General features: G+C 72.3%; 18 protein-coding genes. 11 read left to right on the forward strand and 7 right to left on the reverse strand.

The annotated features are described in order from the left end of the window. Window positions 1-835: 835 nt before the first annotated feature. Together V7053_RS12760 and V7053_RS12765 are read left to right on the forward strand one after the other, a co-directional pair. Window positions 836-1,780 carry an alkaline phosphatase family protein gene (locus V7053_RS12760; protein WP_334172648.1) on the forward strand — a complete coding sequence of 315 codons (945 nt, stop codon included), beginning with the start codon at window positions 836-838 and terminating at the stop codon, window positions 1,778-1,780. A 64-nt stretch (window positions 1,781-1,844) separates the two neighbouring features. Then, entirely contained in the window at window positions 1,845-2,876 is a 1,032-nt protein-coding gene (locus V7053_RS12765; RefSeq protein WP_334172649.1) for an inorganic phosphate transporter, read from the forward strand. 83 nt (window positions 2,877-2,959) lie between these two features. On the opposite strand, the gene V7053_RS12770 is transcribed toward V7053_RS12765, so the two are convergent. Further along, window positions 2,960-4,264 (reverse strand): MFS transporter, encoded by a 1,305-nt coding sequence (locus tag V7053_RS12770; RefSeq protein ID WP_334172650.1) that lies wholly within the window; start codon window positions 4,262-4,264, stop codon window positions 2,960-2,962. Next, on the reverse strand, window positions 4,261-5,640 hold the full coding sequence (locus tag V7053_RS12775; RefSeq protein WP_334172651.1) for a rhodanese-like domain-containing protein: 1,380 nt from the start codon (window positions 5,638-5,640) through the stop codon (window positions 4,261-4,263). The genes V7053_RS12770 and V7053_RS12775 overlap by 4 nt, the downstream gene beginning before the upstream one ends. Window positions 5,641-5,740: 100 nt before the next feature. On the opposite strand from V7053_RS12775, the gene V7053_RS12780 reads away from it, so the two are divergent. From V7053_RS12780 to V7053_RS12800, 5 genes are all read left to right on the forward strand, one after another. Beyond that, window positions 5,741-6,418 carry an ArsR/SmtB family transcription factor gene (locus V7053_RS12780; protein WP_334172652.1) on the forward strand — a complete coding sequence of 226 codons (678 nt, stop codon included), beginning with the start codon at window positions 5,741-5,743 and terminating at the stop codon, window positions 6,416-6,418. A 111-nt stretch (window positions 6,419-6,529) separates the two neighbouring features. Then, the gene (locus tag V7053_RS12785) at window positions 6,530-6,856 is read left to right on the forward strand and encodes an ArsR/SmtB family transcription factor (protein ID WP_334172653.1); all 327 of its coding nucleotides are present in this window, start codon (window positions 6,530-6,532) and stop codon (window positions 6,854-6,856) included. Between the two features lie 267 nt (window positions 6,857-7,123). Next, on the forward strand, window positions 7,124-7,606 hold the full coding sequence (locus V7053_RS12790; RefSeq protein WP_334172654.1) for a cation transporter: 483 nt from the start codon (window positions 7,124-7,126) through the stop codon (window positions 7,604-7,606). Window positions 7,607-7,918: 312 nt separating this feature from the next. Continuing rightward, a complete protein-coding gene (locus V7053_RS12795) occupies window positions 7,919-8,179 on the forward strand; it encodes an SHOCT domain-containing protein (RefSeq protein WP_334172655.1) in 261 nt (86 codons plus the stop codon). Window positions 8,180-8,189: 10 nt separating this feature from the next. Beyond that, window positions 8,190-8,744, forward strand: a complete 555-nt coding sequence (locus tag V7053_RS12800; protein WP_334172656.1) for a sulfocyanin-like copper-binding protein — start codon at window positions 8,190-8,192, stop codon at window positions 8,742-8,744. A 121-nt stretch (window positions 8,745-8,865) separates the two neighbouring features. On the opposite strand, the gene V7053_RS12805 is transcribed toward V7053_RS12800, so the two are convergent. The 5 genes from V7053_RS12805 to V7053_RS12825 all read right to left on the reverse strand — a co-directional run bounded on the left by V7053_RS12805 (window position 8,866) and on the right by V7053_RS12825 (window position 13,968). Continuing rightward, window positions 8,866-10,146: a permease gene (locus V7053_RS12805; RefSeq protein WP_334172657.1), complete on the reverse strand. Its 1,281-nt coding sequence runs from the start codon at window positions 10,144-10,146 to the stop codon at window positions 8,866-8,868. Window positions 10,147-10,326: 180 nt separating this feature from the next. Further along, window positions 10,327-11,877: a multicopper oxidase family protein gene (locus V7053_RS12810; RefSeq protein ID WP_334172658.1), complete on the reverse strand. Its 1,551-nt coding sequence runs from the start codon at window positions 11,875-11,877 to the stop codon at window positions 10,327-10,329. Between the two features lie 190 nt (window positions 11,878-12,067). Then, the gene (locus V7053_RS12815; RefSeq protein WP_334172659.1) at window positions 12,068-12,718 is read right to left on the reverse strand and encodes a DUF305 domain-containing protein; all 651 of its coding nucleotides are present in this window, start codon (window positions 12,716-12,718) and stop codon (window positions 12,068-12,070) included. A 92-nt stretch (window positions 12,719-12,810) separates the two neighbouring features. Further along, complete coding sequence (locus tag V7053_RS12820) at window positions 12,811-13,230, reverse strand: DUF6153 family protein (protein WP_334172660.1); 420 nt, start codon at window positions 13,228-13,230, stop codon at window positions 12,811-12,813. A 156-nt stretch (window positions 13,231-13,386) separates the two neighbouring features. Further along, complete coding sequence (locus V7053_RS12825) at window positions 13,387-13,968, reverse strand: recombinase family protein (RefSeq protein ID WP_334172661.1); 582 nt, start codon at window positions 13,966-13,968, stop codon at window positions 13,387-13,389. A 167-nt stretch (window positions 13,969-14,135) separates the two neighbouring features. Between V7053_RS12825 and V7053_RS12830 the strand changes: the two genes are divergently transcribed. The 4 genes from V7053_RS12830 to V7053_RS12845 all read left to right on the forward strand — a co-directional run bounded on the left by V7053_RS12830 (window position 14,136) and on the right by V7053_RS12845 (window position 18,186). Next, the gene (locus tag V7053_RS12830; protein WP_334172662.1) at window positions 14,136-14,282 is read left to right on the forward strand and encodes a hypothetical protein; all 147 of its coding nucleotides are present in this window, start codon (window positions 14,136-14,138) and stop codon (window positions 14,280-14,282) included. A 229-nt stretch (window positions 14,283-14,511) separates the two neighbouring features. After that, a complete protein-coding gene (locus V7053_RS12835; protein ID WP_334172663.1) occupies window positions 14,512-15,888 on the forward strand; it encodes an MFS transporter in 1,377 nt (458 codons plus the stop codon). Between the two features lie 325 nt (window positions 15,889-16,213). Beyond that, complete coding sequence (locus V7053_RS12840) at window positions 16,214-17,209, forward strand: LacI family DNA-binding transcriptional regulator (RefSeq protein ID WP_334172664.1); 996 nt, start codon at window positions 16,214-16,216, stop codon at window positions 17,207-17,209. Then, window positions 17,206-18,186: a 2-hydroxyacid dehydrogenase gene (locus V7053_RS12845; RefSeq protein ID WP_334172665.1), complete on the forward strand. Its 981-nt coding sequence runs from the start codon at window positions 17,206-17,208 to the stop codon at window positions 18,184-18,186. Before V7053_RS12840 ends, V7053_RS12845 begins: the two co-directional genes overlap by 4 nt. Window positions 18,187-18,237 lie beyond the last annotated feature (51 nt).

Genomic DNA, 18,237 nt, shown 5'->3' on the forward strand with positions numbered 1-18,237 from the left:
GCCTCCTGGCCACCATCGAGGACGCCTTCTCCCTGCCCCGGCTCGGCTACGCCGGCGCCCCCGGACTCAGACCCTTCGGCCCCGACGTGTTCGACGGCAGGCCCTGAGAACGGCGCTTCCCCGGCCGGGACCCTACGCCTGCCTCAACGACGCCGGATGGCAGTCCCCTGCCCCCACGCCGTGGACCGAGACCAGCACGATGACCGAGTCCAGCAGAAGGATGAGGGAGTCCAGCAGAAGCAGGGGTGCGCCAGATGCCTCGTCACGGTGCGGTCCGACCCGCCGCCAGGGGCGCGACCCAGTCCAGCGTGGTCCCGGGCCCGAGGCGAGCGCCGTTGACACCCCGGATCCGGGGAGGCCTGCCCCGATGGTGCCTGTCGTTGTGCTTCCGCGCCCACGCCTCGGCGGAGGCGAGGGTGGGGAACACCCGGGCTCGGCGGTGGGCTTCGCAGTGAGCCAAGAACGCGGCCCCGTCCATCCCGAAGCACGGCCTCACGATGGCCCCAGCGGCAGACATGCCTCCACCCTCGCACCCGCCCCCGGACCGCCTCAACCCGCCGGAGATGACGGCGGGACAGCGCCGCCCTCCTCCCGCTGCCCGCCGCGCGGTGCGGGGCCGGCGAGAACACCGGCCCGGTGTGCGCGCCGCAGCCGCAGCAACGGCGTAGGCGAAGGCCGCGAGCGGGGAAGCCAGGGCCCCGCAGCGTCCCGGGAACCCTGCGACGGCGGTCTGCCCCGGGCACGTATACCTGCCCCGGGCCCGGGCGCGCCAGGGAGGGTTTTCGCGTAGCGGGTACTCGTGCACGCGGGCGGGAGGGCCGGGCACGATGGTGCGATGAAGCCAATCCGGTCGGGCTGGGGGCGCCCGGTGCCAGCCCGAGACCACGCCGGCGTCCACCCGCGCCGGAGCGGACGGATCGCCGCGGCCGCGGCGGCCGCCGCCCTCGCCGCCGGGCTGAGCGGGTGCGGCGGGACCGCCACGGCGACCCCCGGGCAGCCGGCCGAGGTGCCGCGGCCGAGCCACGTGGTGATCGTGATGGAGGAGAACCACGGCTTCGCGAACATCATCGGCAGCCCCCAGGCCCCCTACATCAACTCCCTCGCCGCCCAGGGCGCGCTCTTCACCGACTCCAGCGCGGTCGCCCACCCGAGCACACCGAACTACCTCGCGCTCTTCTCCGGCTCCACCCACGGCATCACCGACGACCACTGCCCCCGCACCTTCGCCGGGGACAACCTCGGATCACAGCTGGCCGCCGCCGGGCAGAGCTTCACCGGCTACGCCGAAGGCCTCCCCCACCCCGGCTACCTCGGCTGCACCGCCGGGGAGTACGCGCGCCGGCACACGCCCTGGACGGACTTCACCGCCGTCCCGGCCACCGCCAGCCAGCCGTTCACAGCGTTCCCCCAGGACTACAGCAGCCTCCCGGCCGTCTCGATGGTCATCCCCAACGTCCTGGACGACATGCACGACGGCGGGGTCGGCACCGCAGACACCTGGCTGCAGCAGAACCTCGACGGCTACGCGCACTGGGCCAAGGCCCACAACAGCCTGCTCATCCTCAGCTGGGACGAGGACGACGACAAGCACGCCAACCGCATCCCCACCATCTTCGTCGGGGCCCACATCAGGCCTGGACAGTACAGCGAGCCCATCGACCCCTACCGCCTCCTGCGCACCATCGAAGCGGCCTACGGGCTCCCCCCGCTCGGGCACGCCGCCGACACCCAGCCCATCACGGACATCTGGACCACGGGCCCAGCACCAGCCAGCCCCTGATACCCTCCGCCCAGGGCCCCGGGGCTGCGCGCGCGGCCGCTGCGGTCAGGAGGGAGGAATCACGGTGACGGTACTCCTCGTGATCGTCGCGGTCGGGTTCGCGTTCAGCATGGGCGCCCACTACACCGGCGCCTGCATGGGCATGCCCCACGCCCTGGGGGCGGTGACGGCGTGGCAGGCCCTGGCGATCATGGCCCCGCTGGCCTTCGCCGGCGCGGCCCTGGCCAGCCACGGGGTCGAGCACACCGTCGGCCACGGCCTCGTCACCGGCCGCCTCACGGTCCCCGCCCAGGTCATCGCCGTGGGCGTCGCCTTCGCCCTGACCACCCTGTTCAACGTGCTCAGGGTCCCGACCTCCACCATCCAGATCCTCGTCTTCACCGTCGCCGGGGTCGCCCTCGCCGCCCGCACCGGCGTCCAGTGGGGCACGGTCGGGATCCTCGCCGCGGTCTGGGCCGCCGCGCCCCCGGCCGCGGCACTGCTGGGATTCCTCCTGACCCGAGCCCTCGACCTCGTCCCCGCCCTGCGGCACCAGCCCCCCGCCCGGGAACCGGGCCCGGCCGGCACAGGCGCCCCGGACACGGCCGGCGCCGGGGAAGCCGTGGCCAGGACCGGCCTCTGGCTCGGCACCGCCCTGGCCGCGGTCGGGGCAGCGGCGTCCTTCACGATGGGCGCGAACGACGTCGCCAACGCCACCGGCTCGCTCGTGGGCACCGGGGCCTTCACGCCCCTGGCCGCCGGCACCGTCGGAGGACTGGGCCTCGCCGCCGGGGTGCTGACCTGGGGCCGGCCGCTGCTGGAGAAGGTCGCCTTCGACATCGTCGCCGTCGACCGGCCCATGGCCGCCGCCGCCCAGCTCGTCCAGGCGCTCGTCGTGCTCGCCGCGGTCGCGTTCGGGTTCTTCACCTCCATGAACCAGGCCCTCGTCGGGGCGATGACCGGAGCGGGCCTGGCCCGAGGCCGCCATACGGTCAAGGCCTCCAGCCTCTACGGCATCCTGCGCGGCTGGGCCGTCGGCCCCGGCGCCGGAATCGCAGCCGGCTACCTCATCACGCTCGCCGTCGGCCTCACCGGAACCGCCCTGGCCACCCCCTGAGAGCGGGCGGGGCCCCGGCCGCACCCCTCGCGCGGCAAGCAAGGCGCGGGCTGCTGCGGAACCTGGCCCGTCGTCTTCCCTGCTCACCGGGTCCTGTGGTCGTCTCCGCGCATGCGGACGGCGACGACGAGCCCGGACAGGCCGGTGAGCGCGGCCACGACGAGGACCGCGGCGCGGATGCCGTAGAGGTCGGCCAGGATTCCGGAGAGGAGCGCGCCGACGGCGAAGCCGCCGTCGCGCCAGAGCCGGTAGACGCCCACGGAGCGGGCGCGCCAGGCGGGGTGGGCGACGTCGCCGATCGCGGCGAGCAGCGTCGGGTACACCATGGCGGTCCCGAGCCCGAGGAGCACGGCCGCGGCCAGCCAGGGGCCGAAGCTGTGCGCGGCGGCGACGACGGCCAGGCCGGCGGCCTGGACGGCCATGCCGGCGGCGATGAGCCACTTCCGGCCCCACCGGTCGGAGGCGGCCCCGGTGAACATCTGCCCCGCGCCCCAGACGGCGGGGTAGGCGGCGGCGAGGATGCCGATCTGGCCCAGGCTCAGCCCGGCGGCCGCGAACAGGACTGGGAACAGGCCCCAGGCCAGGCCGTCGTTGAGGTTGTTCACCATTCCGGCCTGGCTGACCGCGGAGAGGGAGCGGTCGCGGAAGCTGGTCAGGGTGAACACCTGCCCGCTGGTGAGCTCGCCGTGGGCCTGGGCGTGCGCGTCCACGTGGGCCCGGGCCTCCAGGCGGGCGTGGTCGCGGGTCTCCCGCACGGCCAGCACGGACAGGCCCAGGCCCAGGGCGATGTAGGCGGCGCCGAGGAGGAAGGGGGCCGGGCGTAGCCCGTACGCGGAGGCGAGGTACCCGGTGGCCAGGGCGGTCACGGCCACCCCGAGGTAGCCGGCGGCCTCGTTCAGGCCCATGGCCAGTCCCCGCCGGGACGGGCCGACGAGGTCCATCTTCATGATCACGGTGGTGGACCAGGCCAGGCCCTGGCTCACCCCGAGCAGCACGTTCGCGGCGACGATCCAGCCCCAGTCCGGGGCGAGGATGAGCATGAGCGGGACGGGGATCGCGGCGAGCCAGCCGGCCACGAGCACGGGCTTGCGGCCGAACCGGTCCGAGAGCGTGCCCGCGAAGTAGTTCATCCCGGCCTTGGAGACCCCGAAGGCGAGGATGTACGTCAGGGCGCTCGTGTAGAGGCCGAGGTGGAAGACGTCCGTGGCCAGCAGCGGCAGGACGGTGCGCTCCTGGCCGAGGGTGCCCCCGACGAGGGCGTTGACCGCGACGAGGAGGACGAACTGGGCCAGGTTCGCCCGCAGCCCCAGAACCGGCCCGGCACCCGGCCCGGCAGCCGGGCCGGTGCCGGGGGTGCGGCCGGGCCGGCCCTGGGCCGACCCGCTCATCGCCCGGCACTCGCCTCGAGCGGCCGCCCCGCGGCCTCGGCCCAGTCCCCGGGGCCGCCCTCGAAGACGGTGATCCCGGACAGGCCGGCGCGCTCGAGCAGGCTCGCGCCCCCGGCGGCGCGTTCGCCGTGCCCGCACATCACCACGACGGGGCCCTCGGGGAGGTCCGCGGTGCCGTCGAGGAGGGAGCCGAGCTCGATGCCGAGTGCGCCGGGGACGTGGCCCGCGGCGTACTCGGCCGCCTGGCGCACGTCCACGACGGTCGCGTCCGGGGTCCGGGCCAGGGCCGGGCCGTCGGCGAGGCCGGTGCGGGCGAGGCCTCCTCCGTCCTCGGTCCAGGCGTCGATGCCGCCGGCGAGCTCGCCCGCGGGATGGTCGAAGCCGACCTTGACCGCGTCCGCGGCGATGTCCTGGGGGTCCTGGTCCGCCCCGCGCACGATCACCAGGGGTGCCTGCGGGTCGGCGAGCCAGCCCAGCCAGACCGCGAACACGGTCCGGAAGGGGATGCTGATCGCGCCCGGGATGTGCCCGGCGGCGTAGTCGCGGGTCGGGCGCGCGTCCACGACCTGGGCGCCCTCGGCCAGCAGCTCCCGCACCCGGGCGGGGGCCAGCGGGGCCAGGGCTGCGGGCGAGTCGAGGACCGCGGGGCCGCGCCGGTTCACCTCGGGCAGGCGGCGGAAGTACTCCGGGAAGGTGCCCATCTGGGCCAGGAGGGCCGCGACGAAGGCGTCCTCGCCCGCAAGCTGCAGCAGCGGGTTCCGGGCGCGTTCGGCTCCGATGGTCGTGGTGCGCTCGGCCCCGCCGCCGGTGGAGCAGAAGGACCCGGCCCCGTGCGTGGGCCAGACCGGGGTCCCGTCGGGCAGTTCCATCAGCTTCTGCAGCGAGCGGTACTGGGCCCGGGCCAGGGGCACGGTCTCCTCGGGGCTGACGAGGTCGGTCCGGCCGGCGGTGCCGACCATGAGCGAGCCGCCGGTGAAGACCCCGGCCAGCTTCCCGTCCTCGTAGAGCAGGTAGGAGAGGTGCTCGGGCGAGTGCCCGGGGGTGTGCAGGGCGCGCAGGCTCAGCCCCCCGAGGTCCAGGTCCTCCCCGTCGGCGAGCCCGAGGTAGTCGAAGGCGCGCTCGCCCACGGCCGGGGAGACGATCCTGGCGCCCTCGACGGCGGCGAGCTCGGCCACCCCGGAGACGAAGTCGGCGTGCAGGTGGGTCTCGACCGCCCAGGCGATCCGCAGCCCGCGCGCTGCCGCCTCGGACCGCAGGGTGCGCAGGTCGCGCTCGGGGTCCAGGGCCAGCGCGCGCCCCTCGCCGAGGTCCAGGAGGTAGGCGGAGTTGCCGAGGCCTTCGTCGACAACGGGGATCGGGCCGATGGGAGCCATCATGTCTCGTCCTCTCCGGGGCCGGGGCCCCAGCCGGAGTAGTATTCCAAAGAAGACTGGAATAGGATTGGCTCCAGTATTACACGGATTTTTGGAGGATCAAGTGGGAGACCGCGCGGACAAGGCGGCACTGTTCGAGGAGTTCGCCCGGGTCGGCAAGGCCCTGGCCAACGGCAAGAGACTCGAGCTGCTGGACCTGCTCGCCCAGGGAGAGCGCAGCGTCGAGGCCCTCGCCGCCGCTGCGGGCCTGGGCCTGAGCACGGCCTCGGCCCACCTGCAGGCCCTGCGCCAGGCCGGCCTCGTGGCCACCCGCAGGGAGGGCACGAGGATCTTCTACGGCATCGCCGGCCCCGACGTCCTGGCCCTCTTCGGCCTCCTGCGCTCGGTCGCCCAGGAAAGGGTGCCGGCAGTCGAGGCGCGCCGGGTTGCGTACCTGCGCCTGGACGGGCCCCGCGCCCGGGAGCGGGTCCTGAGCCGGGACGAGCTGGCCGCCTACGCCAAGGGCGGCCGTGTCACCGTCATCGACGTCCGGCCCGCCGACGAGTACCGCGCCGGCCACCTCCCCGGGGCCCTGTCCGTCCCGCTCGAGGAGCTCGAGCGGCGCATCCCCGAACTGCCCGCCGACGGCGAAATCGTCGCCTACTGCCGCGGCGCCTACTGCGTGATGGCCTACGAGGCCCTCGACATCCTCCGCGCCCACGGCCTCCACGCCCGCCGGCTCGAGGACGGCATGCTCGAATGGCGCCTCGCCGGCCTCGACATCGAAGCCGGCGCCGCCTAGGAACCAGGCAGGGCCGGGGCGGGAGGCGCCGCCTGCTGGCCCGGGGGTGCCGTCCCCCGGGTGGAATGGAGGGACCTGCGACAGAACATCGGTTCCTGTGCTGTTGTGGGCATGGAGACTGCTGTTGCCACGGACGTGCTGGCGCGCTTCGGCAGGGCCCTGGCCGATCCGGCGCGGGCCTCGATCCTCATGCGCCTGGCCGACGGGCCCGCGTACCCGGCGGCCCTCGCCGGGCAGATCGGGGTGAGCCGGCAGTCCCTGTCCAACCACCTCGCGTGCCTGCGCGACTGCGGGATCGTCGTGGCCGAGCCCGACGGGCGCCGTGTGCGCTACGAGCTCGCAGACCACAGGCTCGCCCACGCGCTCGGCGACCTCCTGGCCGTGATCCTCGCTCCCGAGCCCGTGTGCGCCCACTGCGGGACGGAGGCCGCCCGATGAGCCCCGCCGGCAGGGCCGCGCTCGTGCGTCGGATCCGGTGGCTCTCCGCGTCGGTCATCGGGTACAACGTCCTCGAGTCGGCCGTCGCGATCGGCGCCGGTGCGGCCTCGGGATCGGTGGCGCTGATCGGGTTCGGGCTCGACTCGGTCGTCGAGCTGGCCTCCGCCGCGGCGATCTTCTGGCAGTTCTCCGGCGCAGACCACGAGCGGCGCGCGCGCTGCCCTGCGGATCGTCTCGACGCTGTTCTTCATCCTCGCCGCGTACCTCGTGGCCACCTCCGGGATGAAGCTGCTGGGAACCTCCGGGCCGGTCGAGTCGCCCGTGGGGATGGCCCTGTCCGCGCTGAGCCTCCTCGTCATGCCCCTGCTCTCCTACGCCCAGCGCCGGGCCGGGCGGGAGCTCGGCTCCCGCAGCGCCGTCGCCGACTCGAAGCAGACCCTCCTGTGCACCTACCCCTCCGCCGTGGTCCTGCTCGGGCTGGGCGCGGAGGCACTGTTCGGCTGGACCTGGGCCGATCCCGTGGCGGCCCTCGTGATCGCCGCGGTGGCCGTGAATGAGGGCCTCGAAGCCCGCCGCGGCGACGCCTGCTGCGCCGTTCCCCTCGCCTTCGACGCCGCCGGGACCGAGTCCCCCGCGGCCGCCGGCCCGGATGCAGGTGCCTGCGGGTGCTGCGCGCCCGCCGGCGCAACCCCGGCCCGCGAGGGCCTGCTCCAGATCGCACCCTCCACCTCGCGGCAGGAGAAGGCCTGAAGGGGCAGGACCGCTCCCCCCGTCGATTGGAGCCCAGATCCCACGCCCCCTCCCGAGGGCGACCTTTCCGGCATGTCCCCGCCGCCTCCGTCCGCTGGCGTGCCCACCGGTCGCAACGCGCGGCGGGCCCCTGCCGGAATCCACTCTGGCACCTTTCGGGGCCGCCCCTCAGTGCCATTCGACCCCCGCGCCGCCCCAGACGGGGCCCATCCCGGACGGCCGGAGGCCTCCTAAAGGCCATGGCGGGGTCCAACGGCCCTGTCCGATAGCGTGACGGTGGGCAGAGACTCTGTGACACAGGAGGAGAACGAGATGATGTACGGCTACGGTGACTGGGGCGTGTGGGGCTGGATCCTCATGGGCCTGATGATGCTGCTGTTCTGGGGAGGACTGGCCGCCGTCGTCGTCCTTCTCCTGCGCGGGGCCAGGAGCGGCTGGGGCGGTGGAGGGTACTACCCGCCCGGCCCCGGGCACGACGACCCCGAGCGGATCCTGGGCCAGCGCTTCGCCCGCGGGGAGATCGACGAGACGGAGTACAGGGCCCGCCTCGACGCCCTCAAGCGCAGGCCGTGAGGGAGGGACCGTGAGGCGGACGGGCCGTGGCACCATCCTCATCGCCGCGGCCGCAGCGCTGGTCCTGACCGCTGCGTCCCTGCTCGCCGTGGCCCTGCTCGGCGCCCCCGGCCGCCTCCGGACGGCGGGGACGGCGACGTGCAGCGCACCGGCCCTTCCCGGCACGACGGTCAGGGTGACCGAGACGAACATGGGCGCCGGCATCATCGGCGGGCCCATGATGCGCTCGGCCATGCGCCTGTCCGCGGACAGGGCCTCCGTCCCCCAAGGCCAGGTCTCCTTCGCCGTGACCAATCTGGGGAACCTGCCCCACGAGCTCCTCGTCCTGCCCCTCCCACAGGGTCAGACGCCCGGAACGAGGACGACGGGCCCGGACGGGCGCATCGACGAGGCCGGCCTCCTCGGCGAGGCCTCCGCGTCCTGCGCGGACGGGGAGGGACAGGGCATCCTCCCGGGCGCGGCCTCCTGGGTCACCCTCGACCTCCAGCCCGGCAGGTACGAGCTCGTCTGCAACTACCCCGGCAACTACGCAGCGGGCATGTACGCCGAGCTCACCGTGCAGTGAGCCCCGACCGAGGGACACAGGGCCTCTGAACCAGGCAGTGCACCACACCCCTGCACCGGCGTGCGGCCGCGGCGGCGCAGCCGCAGAGGGTGAGCACACCCGACGGAAGGGTGCAGAAGGGTCAGTGTCCGTGGTGCTGGCCGCCGTGGCCGTGCGGGCGCTGGGGACGCTGGTCGTTGACCTGCCGGTGCCCCTGCTGGCCTCTTCCGCCCGGCCCCGAGTCCTGGCCATGGTCTTCGTCGCTGCCGCCGTGCTCGTGCTCGTCCGGTGAGCCTCCCATCATCTTGAGCATCTCCATTCCTCCGTTCATGAAGAACCGGACCAGCAGGAGCACGGCGAGGGCGAGGAAGGCGATGTTCAGCCAGGTGGTGTAGTTCCACGAGACCGAGGCCTCGGTGACGGTTGCACTGCGGGTGCCCGGGGTGAGTCCGGTGAAGGCGAAGAGCGCCTCGACGGCGTACCCGGCCAGGACCATCGCGAGGTAGAAGGTCGCGGTGATCCGCAGGGCCGCGCGGCCGCCGTAGTACTTGCGGTAGATGAGGATCACGGGGATCACGATCAGGTCGGCGAAGATGAAGCTGGCGACACCGCCGAAGCTGATGCCCCCGTTCCACAGCACCGCCGCGAGGGGGACGTTCCCGACGGAGCAGACGAAGCTGAGCATCGCGATCACGGGTCCGATGAGCGGGCCCCAGATGGCGGCCAGGACCGGGCTGCCCTCGAAGAAGAAGGCCCGCAGCCACTGGGTGGGGACCCAGGCGGCGAAGGCCCCGGCGATGAGGAGCCCGCCGAGGATGTCCTTCCACACCGCGGCCCAGTCCATGACGAAATAGGCGGCAACCGAGTCCAGGCCCCTGCGGGAGAAGAGCCGGGCCCAGAAGCTCCCCTCGCCCTGGACCGACATGTCCATCGCGGCGTGGCCCTCCATGAACCCGGCGATGCCCTTCTCGGCCTGGGCCCGGGCTGCGTCGACGATCTTCCCGCGCATCCAGAACCGGAAGAACAGCGCGACCAGGACGATCATGATGGGGCCGCCGATGAACTCGGCGAGGGTGAACTGCCAGCCCATCAGCAGAGCAAGGATGATCCCGAGCTCGATCACGAGGTTCGTCGAGGCGATCTCGAAGGCCATGGCCGAGGCGAAGCTGGCGCCCTTGCGGAACAGGCTCCTGGCCAGGGCCACGGCAGCGTAGGAGCACGACGAGGATGCGGCGCCGAGCCCCGTGGCGGCGGCCAGTGCCCTGGGGGAGTCGCCGGAGAGCAGCCGCGTGACGTGCTCCCGCCGCACCAGCGCCTGGACGACGCCGGAGAGGGCGAAGCCCAGGATCAGGGGCCAGAGGATTTCCCAGGCCATCGCCCCGGCCGTCGCCAGGGCGTGGAGCACGGGCGTGAAGAGGTCCACCTGCGTGTCCTTTCGCAAGGTCTGCGGTCCCGGCGCCCTGCCGGCCCGGCGGCGGCCGTCCCCGCTTGGGGGTGCCGGCCGCCGCAGACGGGTGGGCGTGCGCGGTGCGTCACGGGAGACTATGCCCGTTCCGCCGCTGCCTCAACCAGTGGGCCTTTCGGGACCGTGTCCCGCGCCTCCTCAGCCGCCTGAGACGTAGCTGAGGACGCCCATCATGCCCTGGGCTGCGTGGTAGGCGTTGTGGCAGTGGTAGAGCCACTGGCCGGGGTTGTCCGCGTCCAGCAGGACGGAGACGGTCTGGCCGGGGCGGACGATGACGGTGTCCTTGCGGGCCCCGGTGCCGCCTACCTGGAAGGTGTGGCCGTGGAGGTGCATGGGGTGCCACATGGTGGTCCGGTTGACGAAGTCGATCTGGACCCGGTCGCCCTGGCGGACCTCGAGGGCCCCGTCGAAGGGGCTCTCCATCGAGAACCGCCTGCCGTTGATGCCCCAGTCATAGGCCATCATCGACCCGGTGAGGCTCACGGTGTGCCGGGCCGTCACCGCCTTGGCCGGGAGGCGGACTGCCGCTGCTGCGGCGAGCTGGCCGCCGTCGACCACGGTCCCGCCCAGGGTGGAGGGCAGTGCGGCGGGGACAGGCTCCTTGCCGCTGCCGGTGCTGATCCGGCCCAGCGCCAGACCGGTCTTGCCCTCGGGGAGGGCCATGAGCGGGGTCCACCCTGCCGGGACGGTGAGGAGGGCATCGATCCGCTCGCCCATGCCGAGCACGACGGCATCGACGTCCCTGCGCTCGACCGGGTAGCCGTCGGTGTGGGTCAGGGTGAGCTTCGTCCCGGGGGCGCCGACACGGTAGGCGGTGTCGCCGGCGGCGTTGATGATCCGCAGCCGGACCCGGTCGCCTGGCCTGGCGGTGATCGTGTCCGGGGCGGAGGGGGTGCGGCCGTTGAAGAGGTGCAGCGGGTAGCGCACGTCGCCGGCGTCGCCGCCGAGGAAGTCGCTCGTGGAGCCCATGGACATGTACTTCCCGCCCATCATGCCGCCCATGCCCCCGCTCATCGTGCCGCCCATGCCCTTGGAGAGCTCGGCGAGGACATCGTCGGGCGTGCCGGTGACGCCGTCCATCCAGTCGTCCAGGAGGACGACCCATTCGTGGTCCCAGTCCTTGGCCTCGGCGGGGTCGTCGACGATGAGCGGGCCGTAGAGGGCGCGCTCGCGCTGGAGCTCGAAGTGGGAGTGGTACCAGTAGGTCCCGGGGTGGGAGAGGCGGAAGCCGTAGGCGTAGTCCCCACCGGCCGCGACGGCCTTCTGGGTCAGGTCCTGGACCCCGTCCTGGTCGTTCGCCAGGGCCAGGCCGTGCCAGTGGACGGTCGTGCCCTCCTTGAGCCCGTTGTGGAGGGCGACCTGGAGGCGGTCGCCCACCGATCCGCGCAGGAGCGGGCCGTTGATCGCGCCGTTGTACCCCCAGGTGGAAACCGCCCTGCCGTCCAAGGTCGCCGTGAAGGGGGCCGCGGCGAGGGCCTTCTGGACGGTACGGCCGGTGGAGGGGCGGGACTGCTCGGCGGCCTGGACGGCCGGGTCGGTGGGCATGATGCGGCGCGCCGCCGCGGCGGGGGCGCTGCTGCAGGCTGCCAGCAGAGCGGCCGAGGCCGTGGCGAGCGAGAGGCCCAGCATGCTGCGCCGGCTCATCGTCGCCCGTGCGGGCCCGGGTGTCGTGGGAGTGCGGTGTTCCATCTGGTGATCCTTGTGGTCAGGTGGCCGGTCCGCCCCATCCGGGGTCCGGAGCTGCCGGCAGGGATGTCGAAGCAGGGGATGGCCGGCGTCAGCCCGTGGGCCCATGCCGGCGGGCTGTACCGGTGCGGGGAGGCGGGCGCGGGGCTGGGCGGCGTCGTGGCCGCCGCCCAGCCCGCGTGGTGCCCCGGGGTCAGAGCGAGGCGAGGAGGGCCTTCATCTCGGTGATCTCGGCCGTCTGGGAGTCGACGATGGACTTGGCCATGGCCACCGCCTTGGCATCGGAACCGCTGGAGGTCTCGGTCTTGGCCATCGCGACGGCGCCCTCGTGGTGGGCGATCATCTGGGACAGGAACAGCTTCGAGGCCGTAGGGCCGTCGGCGGCCTTGAGCTTGGCCATGTCGCCGCTGCTCATCATCCCGTCCTCCCCCATGCCGCTCATCGAGGCCGAGGAAGAAGGCACGGCCTTCCCCCAGGTTCCCACCCAGGACGTGAGCTGGGTGATCTCGGGCTGCTGGGCTGCCTTGATCCTCTGGGCCAGGGCCGTCACCCGGCTGTCGACGTTGGCCTTGCCCAGGACGGCGTCGGACATCTCCACGGCCTGCTGGTGGTGCGGCAGCATCATCTGGGCGAACATCGCGTCCGCGTCATTGAAGGCCCCCGCGGAGGCGGAAGAGGAAGGGCCGGCCGACATCGGCATCGAACCATGGTCCATTCCGGCCATGGCCGGCCCGCTGCTGGTGCTCGGGGCGCTGGATCCGCTGGTGGAGCAGCCCGCCAGGGCCAGGCCGGAGACGAGGACGACGGCTGAGAGGCCGAGGGCATGCGTGCGCTTGCTGGGCATTGAACTTCTTTCGCTTTCGATCAGGGCGCGCCGGAGGCGCGCATCGACGGGGCCCCGGAGGAGCCCGTTGGAGGGCACGGGCCGGCGTCGGCCTACGTGCGGCTGATCGAGAGCTGCTGAAGAGAGGGCGGCTGGAGCGGGGGTCCCCGGTAGGAGGAGGCGCCGCTGTGGCCGGGGGAAGGCTGGACGGAGAGCTGGCCGGTTGGAAGGACGATGTGGCTGCCGTCGACGGTGGGAGGTGCCGGGAAGCAGACGGCCCCGGTGCTCGCCGCGGGGCACGGAGCCTGGGGCGGGCAACCGGCTTCTACCCCCGCCGGGGCGGCGGTTTGATGGGAGGCGAGATGGACCATGCTGTCCGGCGCCGACACAGCCGACATGCCAGGCATGCCTGCGTGGGCGCTCGAAAGCCCGTGCATCCCGAGCAGGCCCAGGACGACCAGGAATGCAGCCGCGATCCCGAGGCGCAGCGACGACAAGCCGACCGGACTATGCCGGAATCCCCGTCCTGCCATGCGCGCGCCCCTCAACGAATTTGGCCCCAATCCGGAGACCTCCTCCAACATACCCTCCTAGGGTATGGTGATGCCACCAGACTTCGGACCCGGCTCCCCTGCGCCTGCTCGGGGCGATTGACCACCCGCACCACGGGCTGCAGCGCTTCCACGCACTCAGCTTCTGGGCCGCTTGGAGAGGTGCCGATAGATGGTGGGGCGGGTGACTCCGAACTCGGCGGCGATTTCTGCAACCGTGTGGGCGCGCTTCCCGTCGGGTCCGGTCTCCTCGTACATCTGACGCGCCAGACGTACCTGACGGGGTCCGAGCTTGGGCTTCTGCCCGCCGGTCCTGCCGCGGGCCCTGGCCGCGGCGAGCCCGTCGCGGGTCCGTTCGGACATCAGTGCGTGCTCGAACTCCGCGATCGCCCCGAGGATGTGGAAGAACATCTTCCCCACAGGAGTCGAGGTATCGATGCCCTGGTCCAGCACCACCAGGTCCACGCCCTTGGCCTCGAGCTGCTTGGAGACCTCGATCAGGTTCTCCAGCGACCGACCGAGCCGGTCCAGCTTGGTCACCACCAGCTGGTCCCCCGCCCTGTTCGCCGACAGCAGCGCCTTCTCCAGCCCGGGCCGGGAGGCGAGCTTGCCGGAGGCCGAGTCCACGAAGACCTGCTCGCAGCCGGCCGCGGCGAGTGCATCCTTCTGGGCATCAACGTGCTGGTCCCTCGTCGACACCCTCCCGTACCCCACATGCATGACGCGAACGTATCAGAAACAGAAGAAAGCAGTACATAGGCGCGTACACGGCAAGCTTTACGAATCGAGGCCCAGGGATCCGCGGCAGCTCGGGCACCTTCTCCACCTGTCTCAGAAACGATCGTTGTCGATTCCCCCTCCGTGCCCCCTCGTCAGCCCCTAGACCGGTGGACCCAATCGCGCCGGTGGCGTTCGGCCAGCAGTCGATCCCGCTCGAGGCGGGTCTCTGCCCGGTCGGCCCGGGAGCCCTGTCCGGCCAGGCCCTCCGCGGCCTCGGCTGCGGCCAGCTCCGCCTGCTCACCCACGCCCGCTGACTCCCTGCGGGCCTCCTCCCACTCCCTGCGGCAGACATCGATAACCACGTCTGCTTGGGCAGCCAGTCCTCGGCTGGCACCCTTGCCTCTGCCCCTCGGCTCGTCAGGGGACAACGACCCCGGCCAAGGCATTGACAAGCTTGAGCAAGGTTTGCACAATGATGGCGGGTGCGGTGGCCGCGAGCGGACGGCATCCCTGATGAATCATCCGGACAAAGGAGTCTTCCCGATGGATACCGCGATCGTTCGCAATGAGGCCTTGGGCCAGGAGGCCGTCGAACACCTCCAGAAGAAGTACAGCCCCAGCGGGAAGAAGATCGGCTGGATGATGATCTCCTCGATCTTCATCGAGGCGTGGGACCTCTACTCGATCTCGTTCCTCCTGGTCTTCCTCAGCGCCGAGTACCACCCCTCTCCCCTGCTTCTGGGGCTGACGGCCGCCGGCACGCAGGGCGGGGCGATCATCGGGGCGCTCACGGGCGGCTGGCTCTCGGACAGGCTCGGGCGCCGCGCCATCTTCCTCGGCACGATGGTGATGTTCATCGTGCTGGGGGTGGCGCAGGCCTTCGCCCCGAACATGGTCGTGCTCGCGGTCGTCCGGTTCTTCCTCGGCGTCCCGCTGGGAAGCGACCTGGCTGCTGGCTATACCTACATCATGGAATCGATGCAGCCTGGCAAGCGCGAGGTCATGGGCAACCGGTGGCAGGCGATGTTCGGGATCGGCGAGGTGGTCTCGATCGGGGTGATCACGCTCCTCTTCGCCACCGGGATCAACCCGGACATCCTGTGGCGCGTGTCGCTGGGCCTGGGTGCGATCCCGGCGCTGGTGCTCCTGCTGCTCCGACTCGACCTGCCCGAGACCGCGATCTGGCTGATCCAGAAGGGACGGTTCCGCGAGGCGAAGGCGCTGGCGGGGAAGATGTACGACGACCGCCTCGAGATGCTCCCGGACGAGGACGTCGAGATGCACAGGCCGCGACTGCGCGAGTTCCTCACCGACATCTGGCAGGACGACACGAAGCGCCGCGCCAGCGTTTTCAGCTGGATCGCATCCTGGTGCCAGGCCCTCGAATTCTCCACATTCGCGTTCTACATCCCGGTGCTGTTCGTCCTGACCGGGGTCTCGGGCATCTTCGCCACCAACCTGCTCAGCATGGGCATCTACCTGGTGGCTGTCGTCTCCGGGCTCGTGGGACCGCAGATCACCCCGCGGATCGGACAGCGCAAGCTCAGCATCTGGGGGTTCGCGATCGTTCTCGCCTCCCTGCTCGCTGTCGCTGCGGCGCTGGCCACCCACGTGCTGTGGCTCGTTCCGATCGCGGCGGCGGCGATGCTGTGGGGCCACTACTGGGACGCCGAGAACGTCATGACGATCCCGTCCATGGTCGCCGCACCCAGGCAGCGCGGACTCGCCACCGGGTTCGCCTACATCCAGAACAAGCTGCCTGCCTTCCTGGGGATCTTCCTCTTCCCGTCTTTCTTCGCCGCGATCGGCAAAACCCAGGCGACGCTGTTCACCGGGGTCTTCCCGCTCGTCGGGCTCCTCGCGGCCGTGTTCATCCTGCCCGAAGTGTACGGCTACATGGAAAAGCGCCGGCTCCCGTGAGCATCCCGCCCCGGGGCCGGGCGGACCCCAGGAACGCCGAAGGATCCGGGGGAACGCCGTACGGTCGGCCCACCGCGGGCACGGTCGGGCAGGCGTGAAGCAGAGCGGGAGCGCCCGAGCGGCGTCCGGGCGCCACCGGGCCGGGTGCCCCAGGGCCGCGACCGCGCCCTGGGCAGGACGTCCTCCAGGACGCTCTCCTGCAGGCGCCGTGCCCACGCGCCCCTTCACGGGCCGAGGATGCCAGCCGACACAATGGAAGAAGGCCCGTAAAATTGCACAAGTTCTACATTCGCCGGGGGCAGCCTCGGCGGCGCAAGGAGGATCGATGGCAGCGACCCTGACCGATGTGGCGAAGCGGGCGGGAGTGTCGCTGGCCACCGCTTCGCGGGCCTTCAGCGACCCGGGCAGGCTTGCTGCGGAGACACGGCAGAAGGTCCTGGCCGCCGCCGAGGGGCTCGGCTACGAGACGCCGGCCAACACCGGCGCGCGCACCATCGGCGTCGTCGTCCCCGATGTGTCGAATGCCGTCTTCGCCGCCCTGATCAAGTCGATCCAGGAGCGGGCGTGGCCGGGGCGCCACCGGATGGTGCTCGCCGACACCGCAGAGTCCCCGGACCGGGAGCGCGAGCACATCGCGTCGCTGGCCGGTTCGGTCGGCGGCCTCATCCTGTGCTCACCGCGCCTCCCGTCCGCCGAGATCGGCCCGCTGGCCGGCTCGGTGCCGCTCGTCGTCGTCAATGGGGAGGCCGAGGGTGCCGCGCGTGTCCTCATGGACGCGGGCGGTGGCCTGCGCCAGGCCGTCGAGCACCTCTTCGCGCTCGGGCACCGCAGGCTCGCCTACGTGCCCGGGCCGGCCTCCTCGTGGGCGAATGCCCAGCGCCTCGACGCTGTGGCCCGCCTGTGCGGGGAGTGGGGCCTCGAGTTCGTCGCAGTGGGGAACCAGAACGCGACGGTCGAGGGAGGCCTGGCCGCGGCCGCGTCCGTCGTAGCGAGCGGGGCAAGCGCCGTCATCGCGTACAACGACCTCGTCGCCGTCGGGCTCCTGGCCGGCGCGAGGACGCTCGGCTACCACTGCCCCGAGGACCTGAGCGTGGTCGGCATCGACGACCTCGACATCGCGGCCGCGGCGGAGCCGGGCCTGACCTCGGTGCGGGTCGCGATCGAGCGCGGCGGGGCCCTCGCGCTCGACCTCCTCCTCGAGCAGATGGCCGGGAAGCCGCGTGCGGGGGAAGCCGTGAGCCTCGGCTCGCAGCTCATCGTGCGCGGTTCGACGTTCGCCGCCCGCGGCGCCGAGCACGCCCTGCAGGGAGGCCTGGGATGAAGGTCGTCTTCGCCGACAGAAATCTCATGCCCCACCGCGTGCTCCTCGAGGAGGCCCTGCCTCCGGGAACAGCGGCGTCCTGGCACGAGTCGTGGAACGAGGACGCCCTGGTCCGCGATCTCGGGGACGCCGAGGTCTACGTGGGCCCCCGCTTCACGGCGGCGATGGGCGCCGCGGCGACAAGGCTGCGGCTAGTGCACGTGGCCGGCGCGGGCTGGGACGGCATAGACGCCGCGGCGCTGCCCGCGGGCGCCGTATGCGCCAACACCTTCCACCACGAGAACTCGATCGCCGAGCACGTGGCCGCCGCCCTCGTGGCCCTGCGCCGGAACCTGCTCGGACAGGACGCTGCGCTACGCGCAGGCCTCTGGGAATCATCCGTGTACTCCCCGTCCACACCGCAGCCCGAGACGCTGCGCGGCGCCATCGTCGCGTTCCTCGGCTTCGGCCACATCGGCCAGGCGTCGTGGACCCTGCTGCGCGCCTTCGGGGCCCGGGGCATCGCCATCACGCGCAGCGCCGCAGTCGACCCCGCAGCCCACGGGCTGATCTGGGCCGGCCCGAGCGCACGCCTCGGCGAGGCCCTGGCCCAGGCCGAGGTCCTCGTGGTGAGCATCCCCCTCAGCGAGGAGACGGCATCGCTGATCGGCGCCGTCGAACTCGACGAGCTCGGCCCCGCCGGCCTCCTGGTCAACGTCGCCCGCGGCCCCGTCGTGGACGAGGCAGCGCTCTACGAGGCCCTGCGCGACCGGCGTATCGCCGGTGCCGCCATCGACGTCTGGTACCAGTACCCCTCGGGCGGCGGCAAGGCCGAGCCCTCAGCGCTCCCGTTCGGCCGCCTCGACAACATCGTCATGACGCCCCACTCCTCCGGGGTGACCGCCGAGACCTTCCGCGGCCGCGCCCGCGACATCGCCGAGAACATCACCAGGCTCTCCCGCAAAGAGCCCCTCAAGAACGTAGTGATCCCCCGATGACCCGCCTGATTGCCGCCGTCGACGTGCTCCTCACGAGCCCGTCCCGCAACT

The sequence above is a fragment of the Sinomonas sp. genome (assembly GCF_036848755.1).
In the GTDB taxonomy this organism is placed as follows: domain Bacteria; phylum Actinomycetota; class Actinomycetes; order Actinomycetales; family Micrococcaceae; genus Sinomonas.

Excerpts from the sequence above, each read along its gene's own strand:
- V7053_RS12825 (WP_334172661.1), bottom strand. The coding sequence starts at position 13,968 with ATGCATGTGGGGTACGGGAGGGTGTCGACGAGGGACCAGCACGTTGAT.
- V7053_RS12845 (WP_334172665.1), top strand. The coding sequence starts at position 17,206 with ATGAAGGTCGTCTTCGCCGACAGAAATCTCATGCCCCACCGCGTGCTC.
- V7053_RS12835 (WP_334172663.1), top strand. The coding sequence starts at position 14,512 with ATGGATACCGCGATCGTTCGCAATGAGGCCTTGGGCCAGGAGGCCGTC.
- V7053_RS12820 (WP_334172660.1), bottom strand. The coding sequence starts at position 13,230 with ATGGCAGGACGGGGATTCCGGCATAGTCCGGTCGGCTTGTCGTCGCTG.
- V7053_RS12785 (WP_334172653.1), top strand. The coding sequence starts at position 6,530 with ATGGAGACTGCTGTTGCCACGGACGTGCTGGCGCGCTTCGGCAGGGCC.
- V7053_RS12795 (WP_334172655.1), top strand. The coding sequence starts at position 7,919 with ATGATGTACGGCTACGGTGACTGGGGCGTGTGGGGCTGGATCCTCATG.
- V7053_RS12810 (WP_334172658.1), bottom strand. The coding sequence starts at position 11,877 with ATGGAACACCGCACTCCCACGACACCCGGGCCCGCACGGGCGACGATG.
- V7053_RS12840 (WP_334172664.1), top strand. The coding sequence starts at position 16,214 with ATGGCAGCGACCCTGACCGATGTGGCGAAGCGGGCGGGAGTGTCGCTG.
- V7053_RS12815 (WP_334172659.1), bottom strand. The coding sequence starts at position 12,718 with ATGCCCAGCAAGCGCACGCATGCCCTCGGCCTCTCAGCCGTCGTCCTC.
- V7053_RS12760 (WP_334172648.1), top strand. The coding sequence starts at position 836 with ATGAAGCCAATCCGGTCGGGCTGGGGGCGCCCGGTGCCAGCCCGAGAC.
- V7053_RS12775 (WP_334172651.1), bottom strand. The coding sequence starts at position 5,640 with ATGATGGCTCCCATCGGCCCGATCCCCGTTGTCGACGAAGGCCTCGGC.
- V7053_RS12770 (WP_334172650.1), bottom strand. The coding sequence starts at position 4,264 with ATGAGCGGGTCGGCCCAGGGCCGGCCCGGCCGCACCCCCGGCACCGGC.